Origin of the sequence: Flavobacterium amniphilum (assembly GCF_023634845.1) — a bacterium.
Taxonomy (GTDB): Bacteria; Bacteroidota; Bacteroidia; order Flavobacteriales; family Flavobacteriaceae; genus Flavobacterium; species Flavobacterium amniphilum.
Genome location: NZ_JAMLJL010000006.1, coordinates 137357 through 154687 on the forward strand (window position 1 = coordinate 137357; position 17331 = coordinate 154687).

Annotated in this window: 18 protein-coding genes; 8 read left to right on the top strand and 10 right to left on the bottom strand. The window is 34.8% G+C overall.

Annotated elements, in window-relative coordinates:
- Nucleotides 1-6: 6 nt before the first annotated feature.
- Together NAT51_RS08790 and nadC are read right to left on the bottom strand one after the other, a co-directional pair.
- Complete coding sequence (locus NAT51_RS08790; protein WP_250598004.1) at nt 7-951, bottom strand: YihY/virulence factor BrkB family protein; 945 nt, start codon at nt 949-951, stop codon at nt 7-9.
- On the bottom strand, nt 952-1809 hold the full coding sequence (gene nadC / locus NAT51_RS08795; protein ID WP_250598010.1) for a carboxylating nicotinate-nucleotide diphosphorylase: 858 nt from the start codon (nt 1807-1809) through the stop codon (nt 952-954). It lies immediately after the preceding gene.
- A gap of 120 nt (nt 1810-1929) precedes the next feature.
- Between nadC and rlmH the strand changes: the two genes are divergently transcribed.
- A complete protein-coding gene (rlmH, locus tag NAT51_RS08800) occupies nt 1930-2403 on the top strand; it encodes a 23S rRNA (pseudouridine(1915)-N(3))-methyltransferase RlmH (RefSeq protein WP_250598012.1) in 474 nt (157 codons plus the stop codon).
- Here rlmH and NAT51_RS08805 read toward each other — a convergent pair.
- Nucleotides 2366-3502, bottom strand: coding sequence for a glycosyltransferase (locus NAT51_RS08805; protein ID WP_250598014.1), 1137 nt, complete (start codon nt 3500-3502; stop codon nt 2366-2368). The genes rlmH and NAT51_RS08805 overlap by 38 nt on opposite strands.
- 114 nt (nt 3503-3616) lie before the next feature.
- On the opposite strand from NAT51_RS08805, the gene NAT51_RS08810 reads away from it, so the two are divergent.
- Nucleotides 3617-4555: a glycosyltransferase family 2 protein gene (locus tag NAT51_RS08810; protein WP_250598016.1), complete on the top strand. Its 939-nt coding sequence runs from the start codon at nt 3617-3619 to the stop codon at nt 4553-4555.
- On the opposite strand, the gene NAT51_RS08815 is transcribed toward NAT51_RS08810, so the two are convergent.
- Together NAT51_RS08815 and NAT51_RS08820 are read right to left on the bottom strand one after the other, a co-directional pair.
- Nucleotides 4546-4944 (bottom strand): sugar 3,4-ketoisomerase, encoded by a 399-nt coding sequence (locus tag NAT51_RS08815; protein WP_250598018.1) that lies wholly within the window; start codon nt 4942-4944, stop codon nt 4546-4548. The two genes, NAT51_RS08810 and NAT51_RS08815, sit on opposite strands and share 10 nt — an antisense overlap.
- A gap of 9 nt (nt 4945-4953) precedes the next feature.
- Nucleotides 4954-6039 carry a glycosyltransferase gene (locus NAT51_RS08820; protein WP_250598020.1) on the bottom strand — a complete coding sequence of 362 codons (1086 nt, stop codon included), beginning with the start codon at nt 6037-6039 and terminating at the stop codon, nt 4954-4956.
- A gap of 44 nt (nt 6040-6083) precedes the next feature.
- Between NAT51_RS08820 and NAT51_RS08825 the strand changes: the two genes are divergently transcribed.
- Nucleotides 6084-6956, top strand: coding sequence for a glycosyltransferase family 2 protein (locus NAT51_RS08825; RefSeq protein ID WP_250598022.1), 873 nt, complete (start codon nt 6084-6086; stop codon nt 6954-6956).
- On the opposite strand, the gene NAT51_RS08830 is transcribed toward NAT51_RS08825, so the two are convergent.
- The 5 genes from NAT51_RS08830 to NAT51_RS08850 are packed head-to-tail and all read right to left on the bottom strand — an operon-like array spanning nt 6953 to nt 12013.
- A complete protein-coding gene (locus NAT51_RS08830; RefSeq protein ID WP_250598024.1) occupies nt 6953-8236 on the bottom strand; it encodes an O-antigen translocase in 1284 nt (427 codons plus the stop codon). The two genes, NAT51_RS08825 and NAT51_RS08830, sit on opposite strands and share 4 nt — an antisense overlap.
- A gap of 1 nt (nt 8237) precedes the next feature.
- Nucleotides 8238-9239 (bottom strand): glycosyltransferase family 2 protein, encoded by a 1002-nt coding sequence (locus NAT51_RS08835; protein WP_250598026.1) that lies wholly within the window; start codon nt 9237-9239, stop codon nt 8238-8240.
- A complete protein-coding gene (locus tag NAT51_RS08840; protein ID WP_250598028.1) occupies nt 9239-10318 on the bottom strand; it encodes a DegT/DnrJ/EryC1/StrS family aminotransferase in 1080 nt (359 codons plus the stop codon). The genes NAT51_RS08835 and NAT51_RS08840 overlap by 1 nt, the downstream gene beginning before the upstream one ends.
- A complete protein-coding gene (locus NAT51_RS08845) occupies nt 10315-11265 on the bottom strand; it encodes a FemAB family protein (protein WP_250598030.1) in 951 nt (316 codons plus the stop codon). The genes NAT51_RS08840 and NAT51_RS08845 overlap by 4 nt, the downstream gene beginning before the upstream one ends.
- A gap of 4 nt (nt 11266-11269) precedes the next feature.
- Nucleotides 11270-12013 (bottom strand): RDD family protein, encoded by a 744-nt coding sequence (locus NAT51_RS08850; RefSeq protein WP_250598032.1) that lies wholly within the window; start codon nt 12011-12013, stop codon nt 11270-11272.
- 21 nt (nt 12014-12034) lie between these two features.
- Between NAT51_RS08850 and NAT51_RS08855 the strand changes: the two genes are divergently transcribed.
- The 5 genes from NAT51_RS08855 to NAT51_RS08875 are packed head-to-tail and all read left to right on the top strand — an operon-like array spanning nt 12035 to nt 17326.
- Nucleotides 12035-13015: a stage II sporulation protein M gene (locus NAT51_RS08855; RefSeq protein WP_250598034.1), complete on the top strand. Its 981-nt coding sequence runs from the start codon at nt 12035-12037 to the stop codon at nt 13013-13015.
- 32 nt (nt 13016-13047) lie between these two features.
- Nucleotides 13048-13776: a DUF4129 domain-containing protein gene (locus tag NAT51_RS08860; protein ID WP_250598036.1), complete on the top strand. Its 729-nt coding sequence runs from the start codon at nt 13048-13050 to the stop codon at nt 13774-13776.
- The gene (locus NAT51_RS08865) at nt 13776-14975 is read left to right on the top strand and encodes a DUF4350 domain-containing protein (RefSeq protein WP_250598038.1); all 1200 of its coding nucleotides are present in this window, start codon (nt 13776-13778) and stop codon (nt 14973-14975) included. The genes NAT51_RS08860 and NAT51_RS08865 overlap by 1 nt, the downstream gene beginning before the upstream one ends.
- A 4-nt stretch (nt 14976-14979) precedes the next feature.
- Nucleotides 14980-15972, top strand: coding sequence for an AAA family ATPase (locus NAT51_RS08870; RefSeq protein WP_250598040.1), 993 nt, complete (start codon nt 14980-14982; stop codon nt 15970-15972).
- A gap of 22 nt (nt 15973-15994) precedes the next feature.
- The gene (locus NAT51_RS08875; RefSeq protein WP_250598042.1) at nt 15995-17326 is read left to right on the top strand and encodes a DUF58 domain-containing protein; all 1332 of its coding nucleotides are present in this window, start codon (nt 15995-15997) and stop codon (nt 17324-17326) included.
- Nucleotides 17327-17331: the final 5 nt, after the last annotated feature.

Below are 17331 nucleotides of genomic sequence, written 5' to 3' on the forward strand. Positions count from 1 at the left end.
TTAATTTTAAAGATGTGGGTTTTTTGTGGGGTGTGACTTTAATTTATTAATGGAAGCATCTAATTCGAAGCCCAACAGCAACACCATACAGTTTATCCAAAGATAAAACATGACTACCAAAAGTGTGCCAATTGAGCCGTAAAGTTCGTTATATTTTGAAAATCTGACTACCCAAATTCCGAAGAAATAAGAAGACAAGACAATTAATACCGTTGTAAAAACCGTTCCAATAGTGATTAACCGTTTCTTTTTGGACTGTTTGATACCAAATTTAAAAAGGATTCCTACAACCAGAAGAATCATGATAATCACAAACAGATAGCGGCCTAATTCAAGAAGAGAAATCTTATCCGAAACTGTGTCGGTTAAAACATCCTGTATAATGGTTTTTTGTATGAAAATCTCCAGTACGATTATAGCCGCGACCGTAACAATCAATATAGTTGTCAATAATAAAGATATCAGTAAAGCAACAAAATATTGCCTGAAATAAGGTCTTTTTACCGTAACATGCAAAGACGTTTCAAATCCGCTCATCACGGCATTCACTCCGTTTGTCATTAAAAAAACGGAAAGTATAACCCCGGAAGACAACAATCCTGAATGACTGTTGTGCAGAATATCATTTATAATTTGTTCAATGGCTGCAAAGGTTGTTGGCGGAACACTGTCCTGCACAAAAAGCAAGAAATCCTCCTGAAATCCTTCAATCGGAATATAAGGTATCAAATTCAGGATAAAAAGCGCAAAAGGAAACAGGGCCATAAAGAAACTAAACGCGATGGCTGCAGCCCGGTAACTGATACCTCCCTGTAAAACACCTCCGATGTAAAATTCAATCAGTCCAAATAATGAAACACCCTCCAACCATGGCAATTTAATATTGTCAACGATTACGACCAATTGTCTAACCAATGGTATTTTATTTAATATTTCCCGGGTATCACTCATTTAGATTGCTTTCAAACTCAAATCCATATTGTAAACAGAATGGGTCAATGCTCCCGAAGATATATAATTCACACCACATTCAGCATATTGACGGATGGTATTTTCATTAATATTACCCGAAGATTCTGTTAAGCATTGATTACCAATCATAGCAACTGCCTTTTTGGTATCTTCAAAATTGAAATTATCAATCAGAATGCGGTACACGCCTTCCGACTTAAGGATTTCAGCAATTTCATCCAAATTTCTGGCTTCAACAATAATCTTTAAATCCAGTTGGTTTTCAACTAAGTAATCTTTCACTTTGGCAATTGCCTTTGTAATTCCGCCTGCAAAATCAATATGATTGTCTTTCAGCATAATCATATCATACAAGGCAAAACGATGATTTTCCCCTCCACCTATTTTTACAGCCCACTTTTCAGCAGCACGGAATCCAGGTGTAGTTTTACGCGTATCGAGAACTTTGGTATTTGTACCTTCAAGTAAATCGACATATTTACGGGTTTTGGTTGCAATGGCACTCATACGTTGCATTGAATTCAGCACTAAGCGTTCAGCTTTCAATATGGATTGTGAACTTCCCTTAACATGAAAAACCACATCTCCATACTTTACATGACTTCCATCCTGTATGAAAGTTTCAACCTGCATGTTAGGGTCAACATGATTGAAAATCATTTTGGCAAATTCAACACCGGCAATAATCCCTTCATCTTTCACCAAAAGTTTCGCTTTTCCTTCAGCCGAACTCGGTATACAAGCCAAAGAACTATAATCACCGGGACCAATATCTTCCCGTATTCCGTTTTTTATAATTGACAATAATTCTTCCTGAAACTGAACTTCTGAAATCATACAATTTTATTTATATAGGTTGCTAAAATAAGGAAAAAAAGGGATTTTGTAATTTCTTGATTTGTTATTTGACAAAGCTTTTACAGTTTGTAACTTTGTATTTTCCGCAATTGACTTAAAATGAACATAAAACTATTAGCCATAGGCAAAACTGACAACAAAAATCTTCAGACTTTAATTGATGATTATACAAAACGCCTTTCATTTTATATCAAATTTGAACTGGAAGTCATTCCCGATATCAAAAATGTAAAGAATTTAAGTGAAGCCCAACAAAAAGAAAAAGAAGGCGAATTAATACTTTCCAAACTTTCCAATACCGATCAGTTAATTCTTTTGGATGAAAACGGAAAAACCTTTTCAAGTTTGGGATTCAGTGAGGAATTACAGAAGAAAATGAATTCAGGAGTTAAAACCCTGGTTTTCGTTATTGGCGGCCCGTACGGTTTCAGTGATGAAGTGTACAAAAAAGCCCAAGGCAAAATTTCCCTGTCAGCCATGACCTTTTCCCATCAGATGGTGCGTTTATTTTTTATAGAGCAATTATACCGTGGTTTTACGATCTTACGGAACGAACCTTATCATCATCAGTAAACATTTTCTTGGCATTTTCAAGATCATTATACCTTCTTTCGAGAACTTTTGCCCTTTTGGAATCCATTAAAAAAGGATAATCCTTCAATTGGTTAATCTTCTCAATAAAGTCTTTTTCTGTTTTAGCAATATGACAAAAACCCAAAACTTCTTTATCGTCAATCATCTTTTCATTGCAAACACAATGCCTTCCCTGAAAAAGAGAATTGATAATTTTGAGTTTGGTTCCTGATTCCTGAAACGAAATCATCAAATTGATATGGGCATCACGCAGCAAATCAGACAAATGTTGTTGGTGTTCAATTTTTACAAATTGAATATTGGATGCTGATTGGATTTTACTTTCAACCCAGTCCTGCTCAATTCCGGAAGCAATAACCAACTGGTAATCGGGTATTTTTTTAAAAACCTCAATAAAAAAATCGACAGCTTTCCGGTTGTCAGAAATTCTCAGATCTCCATTATAAAAAGCATACTCCCCTCTTCCGTCCTTACTGGTAATTTGCTTATTTCCATGAAATACGGGAATATACTCCACTCTCTTAATCATTTTACTGATTTCAGTATTCTCTCCGAAAGAAAGCGTATAAACCTTATCGAATTTCTTCAGGATATTCAGGTAATTATAATATTTCAGAGATTCTATTTTGAAAAGTATTTTCTTGAAAATATTTGTTTCGCTTTGCGCCAGACCATCATAATAAAAATGTTCAATGTTATGGAGTCTGAGATAGATCTTCCTTCGTTTAAAATGGTTTACATTCAATATATAAGTCGATTGCAGACCTTCAAAAAGTATCGGAGCTTGATTGGTATTCAGATTTTTGACCAACTTATTATCAAAACGGGAGCGGACAGAAAATGGGTATTGGGAAAAAAGATAAAGTGGGTTTTTCTTCTTTTTATATAAAAATACTTTTTCAGTAAATTCATCTAATCCCGAAACATCACTTGCCAAATCTTCCACAAAGCAATGCAGGTAAATCTTGAATCCGATTGCATGTAAAGCCTTGACTTTATAAAAAACATCAATTACACCTCCATAAACAGGAGGAAAAGGATTATCAAAACTTACAATATGAATTTCCGCGTTTTGCATACAATCACAAAAATAGTGTATTTTTGATAGCATCATAAAATAATTTATTTCCCTTGAAAAAGCTTTTAATGCAAGTTGATAAAAGATTATTTTTGCTATTCCAAACCAAAATAAATGACCACTTTTTCTATAGTTATACCTCTTTACAATAAAGAAAATCACATCGGAGAGACACTCAAAAGTGCGTTGAGTCAAACTTTCAATGATTTTGAAATTGTTATTGTAAATGATGGCAGTACAGATAACAGTATTGAAAAAGTAAAGGCATTTGACGACCCAAGAATAAAGCTTTTCACACAACAAAATTCAGGTGCTGCTGCTGCCAGAAATTTAGGTATACAGCAAGCAAATAGCAAACTGATTGCTTTTCTTGATGCTGATGATATTTGGTTTGAAAATCATCTCGAAGAATTAAGCCGTTTACAAAAAAACTTTCCGGGATGTGGTATGTATTGTAGCCGCTATTATATCAGGACATCAAAAAACAGCACCTTCAAAATGTCCTATATAAACAGCATCACAGAAAATTTCAGAGGTATCATCCCTGATTATTTTGACGCAAGCTTAATTAACCGTGTAGGTTTAACTTCTGCAATAGCAATTCCTAAAGAAATTTTGAAGGATGATTTGCTTTTTAATCCAGAAGTCAGCAGTGGACAGGATTTAGAGCTTTTTACCAAAATAGCACTTCAGTTCCCAACCGCCATAACTGATAAATACACTTTCGAATATAATTTTGCTGTCGAAAACCAATTATCAAAAACGCCTATTACAAAAAAGAAATTACTGGATTTGGATCAATTCTGCGAAGCCGAAAAAACAAATCCTTCACTGAAAAAATTTCTGGATAATTACAGAAAAGAATATGCGTTACATTATAAAATAGCCGGTGATTATAAACGTTCAAAAGAACTGTACCAAAAGGCCAATCCTGAAAATATTTCCCAAAAATTCAAGATTCTTTATGCTTTACCAAGAATGGTTCTGATTTCCTTATTATCAATAAAACGCTTTTTACTTAAAAAAGGTTTTGATTTCAGGGTTTATAACTGATTAACATAATTAAGGAATTCATCATAATCCCTTATATAGTCACTTTCATCAAATTCACCCGAAGAAATTACCAGACAAACTGCACCGGAAGAAAAATTATTAATCTCACGCCAGGTATTGTTTTCGATCAAAAGTCCTTTATCCGGTTTGTTCAAATTAACCGTCTGTCTTGTTGAACCATTATCCAGAATAACATCAAACGAGCCTGATAAAGCTACTAAAAAGGCTTTTTGTTCCTTGTGGGCATGACCACCTCTTACAGCAGAACTGGGAATGTCAAACAAATAATAAACCCTCTTCATTACAAAAGGGATCGTGTCTTTTTCTATAATACCTAAATTCCCTCTGTAATCTTCTATTTTGGGAATTGCAATCAATTCAATATTCATCTTGCTAAACTACGTTATTTTCATCAATTGTAACCATTGATTCCCTATTGTTTCTGTCTGAAATTTCACTATAGACTTTTGGGCATTCTTTCGGAAGAGTGATAACAACTCCTCATTAGCCGAAAGATCATTCATCGCTTTTCTGAGTTCATCAAAATTCTGGTTATCAACCAAAATTCCGTTATAACCTGGCTGTATAATTTCATTCGGTCCTGTATAGCAATCAAATGACACGACTGGCGTACCGGTAACCAAAGCTTCAACCAAAACCATTCCAAATCCTTCATATTTACTGCAAAGCACTAAAAATTGAGCACCTTGCATATATAAATATGGGTTCTTCCGAAATCCAGGGAAGTGTATATTCTCATAATTCTTAAATAAATCCTGAAGTTTTTCCTTTGTTTCTCCGTCACCAAGTAATACTAAATGAATATTCCTTTCCGGTAATTCCGAACGTAAATAAGTCTCTATTAATTTATCAAATTGTTTGATGTTCTGACTTTCAAACCGTCCAACGGATATGATGTATTTAAATCCCAAGTTAGAATCTTCATCTGATTCATTGAAGTCTTTGGGTAATGAAATTGGGTTATAAATCGTTTGTACATTCTTAAAATCATGCCTTTTTTCGAATTCATTTTGAATTCCTTTCGATCCGCACACAAACTTCTGATTCCCAAAAATAAATTTTGACAGCAACCGGTTATTGGGAACATAGGTATCAATTTTAGAACTCTGCACACTATAAATAACTTTGGTATTGTATATTACTTTCGAGATTAATACCTCAGAAACAGGATTTATACGATACCTGAAATCAATGATATAATCGAATTTTTCATCTCTTAAATAGTTATAAAAGCGGTAAAAATTAGCCAATTTCCCTAAAAAAGATCCTTTGGTATTCTTTTGGATAAATACCAATTTCCCACCATAAGGGTAACCCACATCATTTGTCAGGAGGATATTGTGAACATCAATGTCTTTGCTGCCAAAATAAACCGATAAAGTTGACATTACTTTTTCCAGACCACCTTGATTCAAAGAATAGCCCACTAAAGCAATTTTATATTTTGACCTTGTATTTATCATTAACTAATTATTAATTTGCAGCTAATATAATTATAAAAAACGCTATGCAAAATTCTCCTTTAGTCAGTGTGATATGTTTATGCTACAATCATGGAGAATTTGTTGTGGAATGTCTTGAATCTGTCCTTAACCAGACATACCCGAATGTTGAATTATTAATTGCCGATGATGCCAGTACTGATAATTCGGCAGCAGTTATTTACAATTGGCTTGAAAAACATCCGGACATTCCGTTTATTCACAATACGGCCAATTTAGGCAATACCAAAACGTTCAACAATATCTTAAAACAGGCCAAAGGTGAATTTATAATCGACTTAGCCACAGATGATGTGCTTCAAAAAGATTGTATAGAAAAACAAATCAAAGCTTTTAATTCATCTTCTGAAAAACTTAAAATTGTTTACGGAAACGCTGAATTGATTGATGAAAAAGGAAACCATTTAGGGTATTATTACGACCAGCCGGCGCCTACGGGAGATCTTTACAAGTCAATTGTTGGCCAATACAACAAAATCTGTTCGCCTTCTTCCATGGTAAAAAAAAGTCTGCTGGATGAATTTGGCGGTTACAATGAAAATCTGGCGTATGAAGATTTGGATTTATGGATCAAAACTTCCCGTAAATATGAAATACAATACATTGAGGAAGTTCTTATCAAAAGAAGGGAGCTGCAAAATTCATTAGGTAATTCTTTTTTTCTTGATAAAAAAAAATCTCATAAAATGAATTGTTCAACTTATCATATTTTAAACAATACCTTCACATTAAACCGTTCCAAAGATGAATACAAGGCATTATTGAGAAGGGTTCATGGCCAAATAATACTAACGATGGATTTAAAAGATTATCCGCTTCTTTTCAAATTTGCACTGCTTAAATTGAGAATCCATTTAAAATTATACGGAATTCTTTAGCCGCCACCGAAAACCTTTTTCCTGAAGTAAACGACCAGCATCAGAGCATACAGAAAATAATTTATGGCATGTGCCATAACCGCTCCTTCAACTCCATATTCAGGAATTAAAAACAAACTGCTGATTAATAAAATGGAAAAAGAAATGACTTCGGTTACAATGAATAAAACTGTTTTTTGCCTGGCCAGAAAAATGATACCCAAAATCCAGGAAACCGCTTTAAAAAAATCGCCGATAATCTGCCACATGAATAGCTTTTTCACCGGGTAAAAATCGGGAGTAAACAATATCTGGATAATTATATCCTTAAGAATGAATACCATCAGCAATATGAGGCAGAAAAGAGGAATTGCTGATTTGTAATACTCCCAAATGATTTTCTTTTCTTCTGAAACAGCATTTGCCTTTGCCAACCTCGGGAAATAGTAAATTGTCACAAAATTATTCAGGAACAAAAAATAGTATGTCGATATCCTGACCATGGCTTCTAAATACCCGGCTTCTTCCAAACCTGTATGTTTTATAAGCCAGTTTCTGATAATTAATGGCACTACAGAACCAAGCAATCCCGTCACACAGCCCATTAAAAAATAATGCATCAGGTTTTTAAACAGTTCTAAGTCAAAATCTTTGAAAGAAGAATTCTGCAGCAGTTCTATTTTTCGGGAAACGAAATAATAATTGAAGAAAAAAAGCATGGCCGGTATCAAAACCGATGACAGTAAAGCGCCCACCAACTGAAATTTATAAACCAACCCGATTGTTACAATCAGGGTAATCACGTTTCCTATTATACCTACCTTGAGCGTATTTTTAACATTCCCTAATCCTGTCAGGATTGAATTTAGAAATAAATTCCCTAAATACAACGGAAGTACAATGGCCAGCAAAACGAACAAATATGAAAATTCAATTTGTCCGTTCAGGACTTTTTGAAAAAAGAAACCTGAGAATCCTAACAAAACAATGGCTATCAATGCTGAATTCACACACAGACACACAAAAACTGTCGAAGTGATTTTCTTTAATCTCTGAACATCCGAATCAGCACTGGCGACAAATTTCACAATTCCGGTGTGCAATCCCAATGTCCCCAAAGTATCAATCGAGGATAAAAAATTCCTGAAATTCCCCAATAACCCCAACCCAGCCGTTCCAATGGTTATCGCAAGGAATTTTGACGTTACAAAACCGGTCAGGACTTTAACAAAAACACTGAATCCATTCAATGAGAACAGCTTGAACAAAAGAGAACCACTATGTTTTTTAAAAAACTCCAACTTATTTTTTTATGCTTGTATACAATCCGAAAATGAAACTTAAAAAATTATATTTCACCAATAAAACCAAAATTCTCAGTTTAAAAGCGACAGCTTCATTTTTCTCTTTATAGGAAATATTTTGATTTATTTTTACCAATTCATTTCTGAAATCTTCCAAAAAAACTCCAATTGTATTTTTTTCTGACTCCGATTTAAAAGCAAACTTACGGAATGTACTCTTTAAAGTTAAAAAGTTATAATTCAATCCAAAAAGATAATCCAAAGCTGTTTTCGATTCTAATCCGAAATCCCGTATCAAAAAGTAAATTCTCCGGTAAGTATTCAGACGGTAGAAATTCTTCTCTGAAAAATTTTTGGTAATGGCATCCGGATTATCCTGCCTGTAATAAAATATCCCATCACAGAAAGCTACTTTTTCACTCTTCAGGAAAACCTTCCGGCTCATGTATTCATCACTGTCAAAGGCATCTTCGGGATACACTTCTCCTTTATACAAACTTATTCTGTTTAAGCCAAAACCATGAATTTTCCATTCCAATGATTTTAAAAAGGCTTCTTTTCCGCTTAAAAGAACATTCCTGTCACCGCTAACACCTTCAAGTTTTCTTCCTTTTTCATTTTCGAAATAAAATTCCAAATCCGGCAATATACAATCTGCATTGGTTTCCAAATGCCTTTGGACTGCACTTTCAATCAAATTCCAGGAAAGTAAATCATCCTGTGAAAGATAAAATATAAAATGACCGTTAACTTTCGGAAGAATGAAATTCCAGGAAAAGGCTGTCATTCCGCCATTAGGTTTGGAAAATACTTTAAACCTTGGATCACTTGACGCAAAATCATTGCAAATTTTCAGACTGTCATCGGTTGAAGAATCATCAACTAACAGCACTTCAATATTCTTATAGGTTTGTTGGGAAACCGATTGAAGTGTTTGACTTAAGTATTTTTCACCGTTATAAACAGGGATAAAAATGGACACCAAATAATTTTCATTCATCAGTATCTGTTTAAAGTCTCAATAACAAAATCCACTTCTTCCCCCGTCAGAACAGGACTCATGGGTAAACTTAATACTTCAGCATGAATTTGTTCGGTAATAGGGAACGACAAGTTATTCCATTCCGGCAATGCTTTTTGCTTATGTGGCGGCACAGGGTAATGGATTAAAGTCTGTATTCCGTTTTGGGTCAGATACTCCTGAAGTTCTTCTCTATTTTTACTACGGATTACAAACAAATGGAAAACATGATTTTGCGAAAAATCCCATTCCGGTAAAACTATCTTTTCGTTTCTGATTTCGGTTATGTAGCGTTTGGCAATACTTCTCCGTTTTTCATTGTCTGTATTTAAATCCGCAAGTTTCACATTCAGAAATGCCGTCTGCAATTCATCCAAACGGGAATTAAATCCAATACTTTCATTGTAATATTTGATATCTGAACCATAATTCCGGAGTCTTTGCAATACTTTAGCCAACTTTTCATCATTAGTCACAACAGCTCCTCCATCTCCTAAAGCACCTAAATTTTTTCCGGGATAGAAACTGAAAGTCCGCGTATGACTTCCTTTAAAAGGGAGTCCGTGACCTTGAGCTGCATCTTCAACGATTAAAAGATCATACTTGTATCCCAATTCCATAATTGAATCCATATCGGCCAATTGACCATATAAATGTACAATGAGAATCCCTTTCGTCTTTTCAGAAATCTTCTCTTCAATTTTAGCCGGATCGATATTATAAGTACTGATCAACGGCTCAACCAAAACCGGCACTAATCCGGCATGGATAATTCCGAGAATACTGGCAATATAAGTATTGGCCGGAACAATAATCTCGTCCCCTTTCTGAAGAACTCCGGTTTCAATATACCCTAAAAAACTAAGCGTAATGGCGTCTAATCCGTTGGCAACACCCACACAATATTTCGAACCGCAATAATCAGCGAATGAGCGTTCAAAAGTTTCAACTTCCTCCCCTAAAACATACCAGCCTTTATCCATTACCGTTTTCAGCTTCTCCTGAAAAGTAACTTCATAGCGTTGATTTATTTTTTTTAGGTCCAGAAACGAAATCATAGTGTAATTTTATAATAATCCTGAGTGTAAATGGCACAACCCAATTCTTCTTTTTGCTTTAGTAAGCCTTTGTTATATTTTTTTCCTTCTTCTTCATTGACAATTCCCATGTCGAAGAATTTTTTACCTTCTTTTTCAAATTTATGGATTAAATGAATAAACAGAAAATCCATGGCTCTCAAATCGGTTCCTCTGTCTGTTGTTGCGCCATACTGTGATTTCAAACCGTTATCAAATTCAAAAACCGTGATTCCGGCCAGGATATCATTTCCTTCATAAATTGAAAACTGGCGGATATTTTCAGGAAAATCAGATTTGAGTTTTTCAATTTCATCAAGCGTATGAACCGGTTTCACATGATGCTTTTGTTCAAGCCTTGGAATCAATACTTTTTCCCAAAAAGGCTTCAGGGTCAACTCTTCCTTAATGATAAGTTCCAATTCATCACATTTTCTCAGATGCTTCAGTTTTGACTTGTGAATCAGGACAGGCTCTGAATAATCAATCATTAAATTCATATCCTTTCTGTAAATCTCAGCTCCCTTTTGAAACAAAAAATAATCCAGACCAACACTGCTAATACTACTGTAAAAATCAGGAAGCATTTTTATTTTAAAAGCTTCAATTTCATTCTCTTTAAGAAACTGCATAAGAATGCTCAATATTTCATTTACAGCATCTCCTCCGGCATTTTTATTAAAAACGAGTCCGCCATACGTCAACCCCTGATGGGAAATAACTTCATTCCCGGAAATATTTGCCGGTACAATTGCTGTTAATTTACCTTTTGAATTAAAAACCAGTAACGAAAAATCAGTGAAACGATCACTGTGATATTCCATAAAATCCCGGTGGAACAAAAAAGTTGCGTTTTTGGCTCCGGCAACAAATTGGTTCCAAACCGTATAATCTTCAGGTTGATATTTTTTAACGGAATAATTCTTCACTCCCTTACATATTTTGGGTATAGTAGTTGTAGTCTTTCAAAATTGTCCGGATGAATTCCCTGTTATTTTCAGATTGTTTTTTAATCCCGGTCACTCTTTCGATTTTTTCTTTCAGTTTATTGATTAATTCATAATCGTCCTGTGCAAGCGCGCTGTTAAATGTTTCCTTAATGATACGCATATCATTATCAGACAGCTTGATTACCAAAGGGTAAGTTGGTACATACTCATGCCCGATGTCTTCCAAAATCGTATTACTGATTGAAATACTGTTTTTGAGTGTAATTACAGCAGTTCCTGCAGCCATATCGCCAATACGTTGTACTTTTTTACTTGCGACAATCGCAATAAAACCAATCAGGCCTCCAAATAAATTATTCTCGATAATCCTGAAAATCCAACGGATAAGATAATCGCCAAAACTTGCTTGATAACCGTCTAATTTGACCACTTTTATTTTCATTATCTTTTTCCCTAAAGTTTGTCCTTCAAAAAGAGATTCCAAAGCCAGTGAATAAACAACGGCAGGAAAGAAAAAAACAATAACGATAGCCGTTACAGACCAATAATCCATCGTCGCAAAATTAGCCGCAATTCCCAATCCTTCCAAAAGCACATACCACACCACAAATGAATAGGCTATTTTAACCAGAATATCAATCAAACTTGCTGCTATCCTCTCACCTACCGAAGCTGCTTTAAAATTAATATTGACATTTTGTGTTGTAGTTATTGTTAATTCTGACATAATAATTATTTTAGCACTCCAATGAGAGAAGTAGCTTTTATAAAACAAAATAAAGAAAAATGGCTTGAACTTGAGCAAGCAATTTTGGGTAAATCTATAAAAAATCCTGATGAAATAGCGAATTTGTATATCCAAATCGTAAACGATTTGTCATATGCACAAACCTATTATCCTAAAAGTAAGACTGTTGTTTACTTAAACCATCTGGCTTCACAAATTTTCCAGAAGATTTACAAAACCAAGAGAACCGACACAAACCGTTTGGCCTATTTCTTTAAAACCGAGGTACCGATATTGGTTTATCAATACCAGAGATACCTTTTGTATGCCTTTGTTTTATTTTTTGTCATTGTAGGTATTGGTGTAGTTTCTGCAAAATATGATGCCGGATTCATACGAAACACTTTGAGTGACGCCTATGTGGATGAAACACTCGAAAACATCAAAAACGGAAATCCGGTTGCGATTTATAAATCAGGCAGTGACTGGGGAAGTTTTATAGGTATCACCTTCAACAACATCAAAGTTGGGATGTTATGTTACATTTCCGGTATTTTTGCCGGAATAGGAACCTTCATCGTTTTTCTGCAAAACTGCATTATGATTGGAGCTTTCCAATATATGTTCTATGAGCAGGGTGTATTTTGGCAAAGTGTACGTGGTATCTGGATTCACGGTTCCATGGAGATATTTGCCATTGTAATTGAAACGGCTGCCGGTTTTATTCTGGGAGCATCAATTTTGTTTCCAAGAACCTATTCCAGAATGAATTCTTTTAAAATAGGATTTAAGGACAGTTTTAAAATTTTCCTGAGCACCTTCCCTTTTACCTTTGCCGCAGGTTTTCTTGAAGGATTCATCACTCGCTATTCGATTGATATGCCCATTTGGTTAAGCAGTATGATTATTTTATCAACGTTATCCCTGATTGGTTATTATTACCTTATATATCCGTCCAAAGTAGTAAAACAAATTGAAAACAATCATATTCCAACTGTTTAACATCGGTTTGGTTATTAAAATTGGAAACTATAGTGAATAAATTATTGCTTATACTTTTATTTTTTATTTCAGCTGGCTATGCCAAAGGTGATTCCTTGGATATGGCTCAGGTTTATATTGATAAAACTTCAAAAATCGAAGCCCGTCATTTTGATTCAGGCTTTAAAAGCAACTACAAAGACAAAAGCTTTATTTACGAATACAAGGCTCCCGAAAAAAGTGCATGGGATAAATTCAAGGAAGCAATTGCACAATTTCTGAATGAATTATTCGGAAATGCCTTTAGCGGAATATCTGCAAAAACTATCAGCACCATTTTTTACTGCATTGTTGGCTTGATTATAGTATTCGTAATTTATCTGATTGTAAAAACGATCATGAATAAAGAAGGTAAATGGGCTTTTGGTAAGAGTTCAGATAAAAAAATCATCGATTATTCCGACATGGAGAAAAACATTCATAATGTAAATTTTGAAAAACTGATCCAGGAAGCCATGGCGCAAGGCAATAACCGATTGGTAATCCGCTTTTATTACCTGTGGCTTTTGAAAAAAATGACCGATAACAACATTATCGAATGGGATATTGAAAAAACAAATTCCGATTATTTCCACGAAATCAAAAGTGAAAAACTGAAAGATGATTTCAGCTATTTATCCTATTTATACAATTATATATGGTATGGCGAATTTGAACTGACCGAAGATACATTCTCCAAAACCAGAAAATCATTTGAAACAACTTTCCAATCTTTAGCTTAATGAACAAAAATATCATTATATATATCGTTTTACTGGTATTACTGATCATTGGAATTAGTTTCATCGAATCTGCCGACCCAAAACCTGTCGACTGGACACCGTCATATGACATCAAAGACAAGAGGCCATTGGGATTATATGTTTTTAATGCCGAAATAAAAGGGCTGCTTAAAAAATCAAAAATTGAAAAGATAAAGCAAACCCCATATAGCTTTTTTACCGAAAGTTATAACTATGACACGATTAATCCGGGTTATACCAAAAAAGGAACTTTCCTGTACATTGATGAATTTTCAAATTTAAATGAAGAAGAAGTAAATGAGATGCTTACTTATGTTTCGTACGGAAACAAAGCGTTTATAAGTGCTAAGGATTTCCCGAAAAACCTGATGGACAGTTTAAGCATGAACCAAACATCCGAATACAACCGTAAAGGTGCAATTCTCAACGGAATTTACAATAAAAGTTTAGGCAATACCGAATATAAAATTGAAGAAGATGTCACCCTCGGCTACTTCTCCAAAATAGATTATGATTACACCACAGCATTGGGCTATGTGCGTCAGGATACGGCTAAAATTAACTTTGTAAAAGTCAATTATTATGACGGTGAAATTTACCTGCACAAACAGCCTGCTGCCTTTACCAATTTCCATTTACTGAAAGAGAATCATTATCAATATGCCGAAAAGGTACTTTCCTATGTCCCTGAAGGGAATGTTTACTGGTATACCAAAGGACAAATCGAAGGAGAGTCATCTTTACTCAAATATTTCTTAAGCCAGCCGGCATTCAGGGCGGCAACCTACATTTTCCTTATCGGAATGTTGTTGTTCATGATTTTTAATGCTAAGCGCAAACAACGCATTGTGCCTATCTTTAAACCATTGACCAATACAACAATTGATTTTGTAAAAAGTATAGGTAATTTATACCATCAGGAAGGCAATCATGATAATATCATTGATAAAAAAATTATTTATTTTCTGGAAAAAATCAGAAACGAATATTTAATGGATACGACTAAACTCGATGATCAGTTCATCAGGAAATTGCACCAAAAATCAGGAAAAGACATTCAGGTAATCGAAAAAGCCGTCTTTTTAATCAATGCACACAGAAGAAGCCCGAACACATCAATCGAAGCTGATCTAATACAAATCTCAAACGCAATAGAAAACGTTTTACATAAAGACTAAAGTTATGGAAGAAAACAAAACACATGAAGTGAATTTTGAATCGCGCATCAATTTAAATCCGCTTTTAGAAAATATAAACAACATTAAAAGAGAAATCTCAAGTGTTATCGTTGGCCAGGAAAAAATGATTGACCAATTACTGGTTGCCATCCTGTCAAATGGACATGTATTACTGGAAGGAGTTCCGGGAGTAGCAAAAACAATCACGGCAAAATTAGTGGCTAAAACCCTGAATATTGATTTCAGCCGTATCCAGTTTACGCCTGATTTAATGCCTTCAGACATTTTGGGAACTTCTGTTTTCGATTTAAAAAAATCAGAATTCGAGTTCAAAAAAGGACCGGTTTTTTCAAATTTGGTACTTATTGACGAAATTAACCGTGCTCCGGCTAAAACACAGGCCGCTTTATTCGAAGTAATGGAAGAGCGTCAAATCACTATTGACGGACACCAATTTACGCTTAATGCTCCCTTCCTGGTAATTGCAACGCAAAATCCGGTTGAACAGGAAGGAACTTACCGCCTGCCTGAAGCACAATTAGACCGTTTCCTTTTCAAAATTTCAATTGATTACCCGAAATTGGAAGAAGAAATTGCCATCATCCAAAGAGAACATTCTTTACAGGACAATAATAAGTTACAAAATATCAAATCAATCCTGACGGCATCTGATATTATTGAATACCAGAAGTTGGTTAAACAAGTAATTGTGGAACCGCATCTGATCGAATATATCGCCAAAATTGTTACTAATACAAGAGAAAATGCTTTTATCTACCTTGGTGCATCACCACGTGCTTCCATCGCAATTTTAAACGCAGCGAAAGGATTTGCAGCTATTAAAGGACGTGATTTTGTAACTCCTGAAGACATTAAAGAAGCCACTATACCTGTATTACAACACCGTATCATTGTGACTCCGGAACGTGAAATGGAAGGTATCACAAGTGCTGAAGTTATCAAGCAGATTATTGAATCTGTAGAAATTCCGAGATAATAACAAATTAAAAGATAAGCCTTTGAAATTCTTCAAGCAATTATACATCAACAATTTCTTTTTCTATTGCCTGATCGGTGTAGCAGCTTTCTTTTGCCTTTCATTTGCATTTCCGGCTTTATACAATATTGCATGGAATGCATTATGGGCTCTGCTCGTTTTTCTGTTTCTGGATATTCTGATTGTATTCTTTACCAAAACCGGTATCGAAGCATCCAGAATCACACCAGAAAAATTATCAAACGGAGACGAAAACCCAGTCAGGATAGAAATCCGGAATTATTTCACATTCCCGGTCCTTATCAAAATCATTGACGAGATACCCTTTCAGTTTCAGGTAAGGAATTTTGAAATCAGAAGAAAAATAAAAGCTTCTTCAGAAGAAAATGTAAATTATAATTTACGTCCAACAGAAAGAGGCGAATATTTTTTCGGGAACCTGAACATTTATGTTTCTTCCCCACTTCGCCTGATTGCGAAGCGTTTTATTTTTGACGGTGGCCAAAAAGTACCTACTTACCCGTCATTCGTTCAGTTGCGGAAATATGATTTGATGGCTTTTTCGAATAATTTACACCCGTACGGACTGAAAAAAATACGCCGTATTGGTCACACCATGGAATTCGAGCAAATCAAGGAATATATTCAGGGTGACGATATCAGAACCCTGAACTGGAAAGCTACTGCCAAGAAAAATGCTTTGATGGTCAATCAGTTTCAGGATGAAAAATCACAATCGGTTTATATGATTATCGACAAAGGCCGTGTGATGAAAATGCCTTTTAACGGATTGAGTCTTCTGGATTATGCCATTAATTCATCTTTGGTTCTATCAAATATTGTTCTTAAAAAACAAGATAAAGCCGGTATGTTCAGCTTTTCCAAAAAAGTTGAAAACAGGGTAATTGCAGAAAAACGTTCGAATCAAATGCAAAAAATCCTGCATTCACTATACAATATCAAAACAGATTTCTTCGAAAGTGATTACAGCCGTTTGTATGTTGACATCAAAAAGAACATCACTCACCGGAGTTTGATTGTTCTGTATACCAATTTCGAAACACTTGACAATCTTCACCGCCAGATGCCTTACCTTAAAGGGATTGCAAAAAATCATTTACTAGTTGTCGTTTTCTTCAATAACACGGAACTGAATGAGTTTATCGATAAAAAAACGGAAACCATTCAGGAAGTATATGACAAAGTAATTGCCGAAAAATTTGCATTCGAAAAAAGACTGATTGTTAACGAACTGAGAAAATACGGAATTCATACCGTACTCACACAGCCGGAAAACCTGACTTTGGATACCATCAATAAATACCTCGAAATTAAAGCAAGGGGAATTTTGTAACTTCA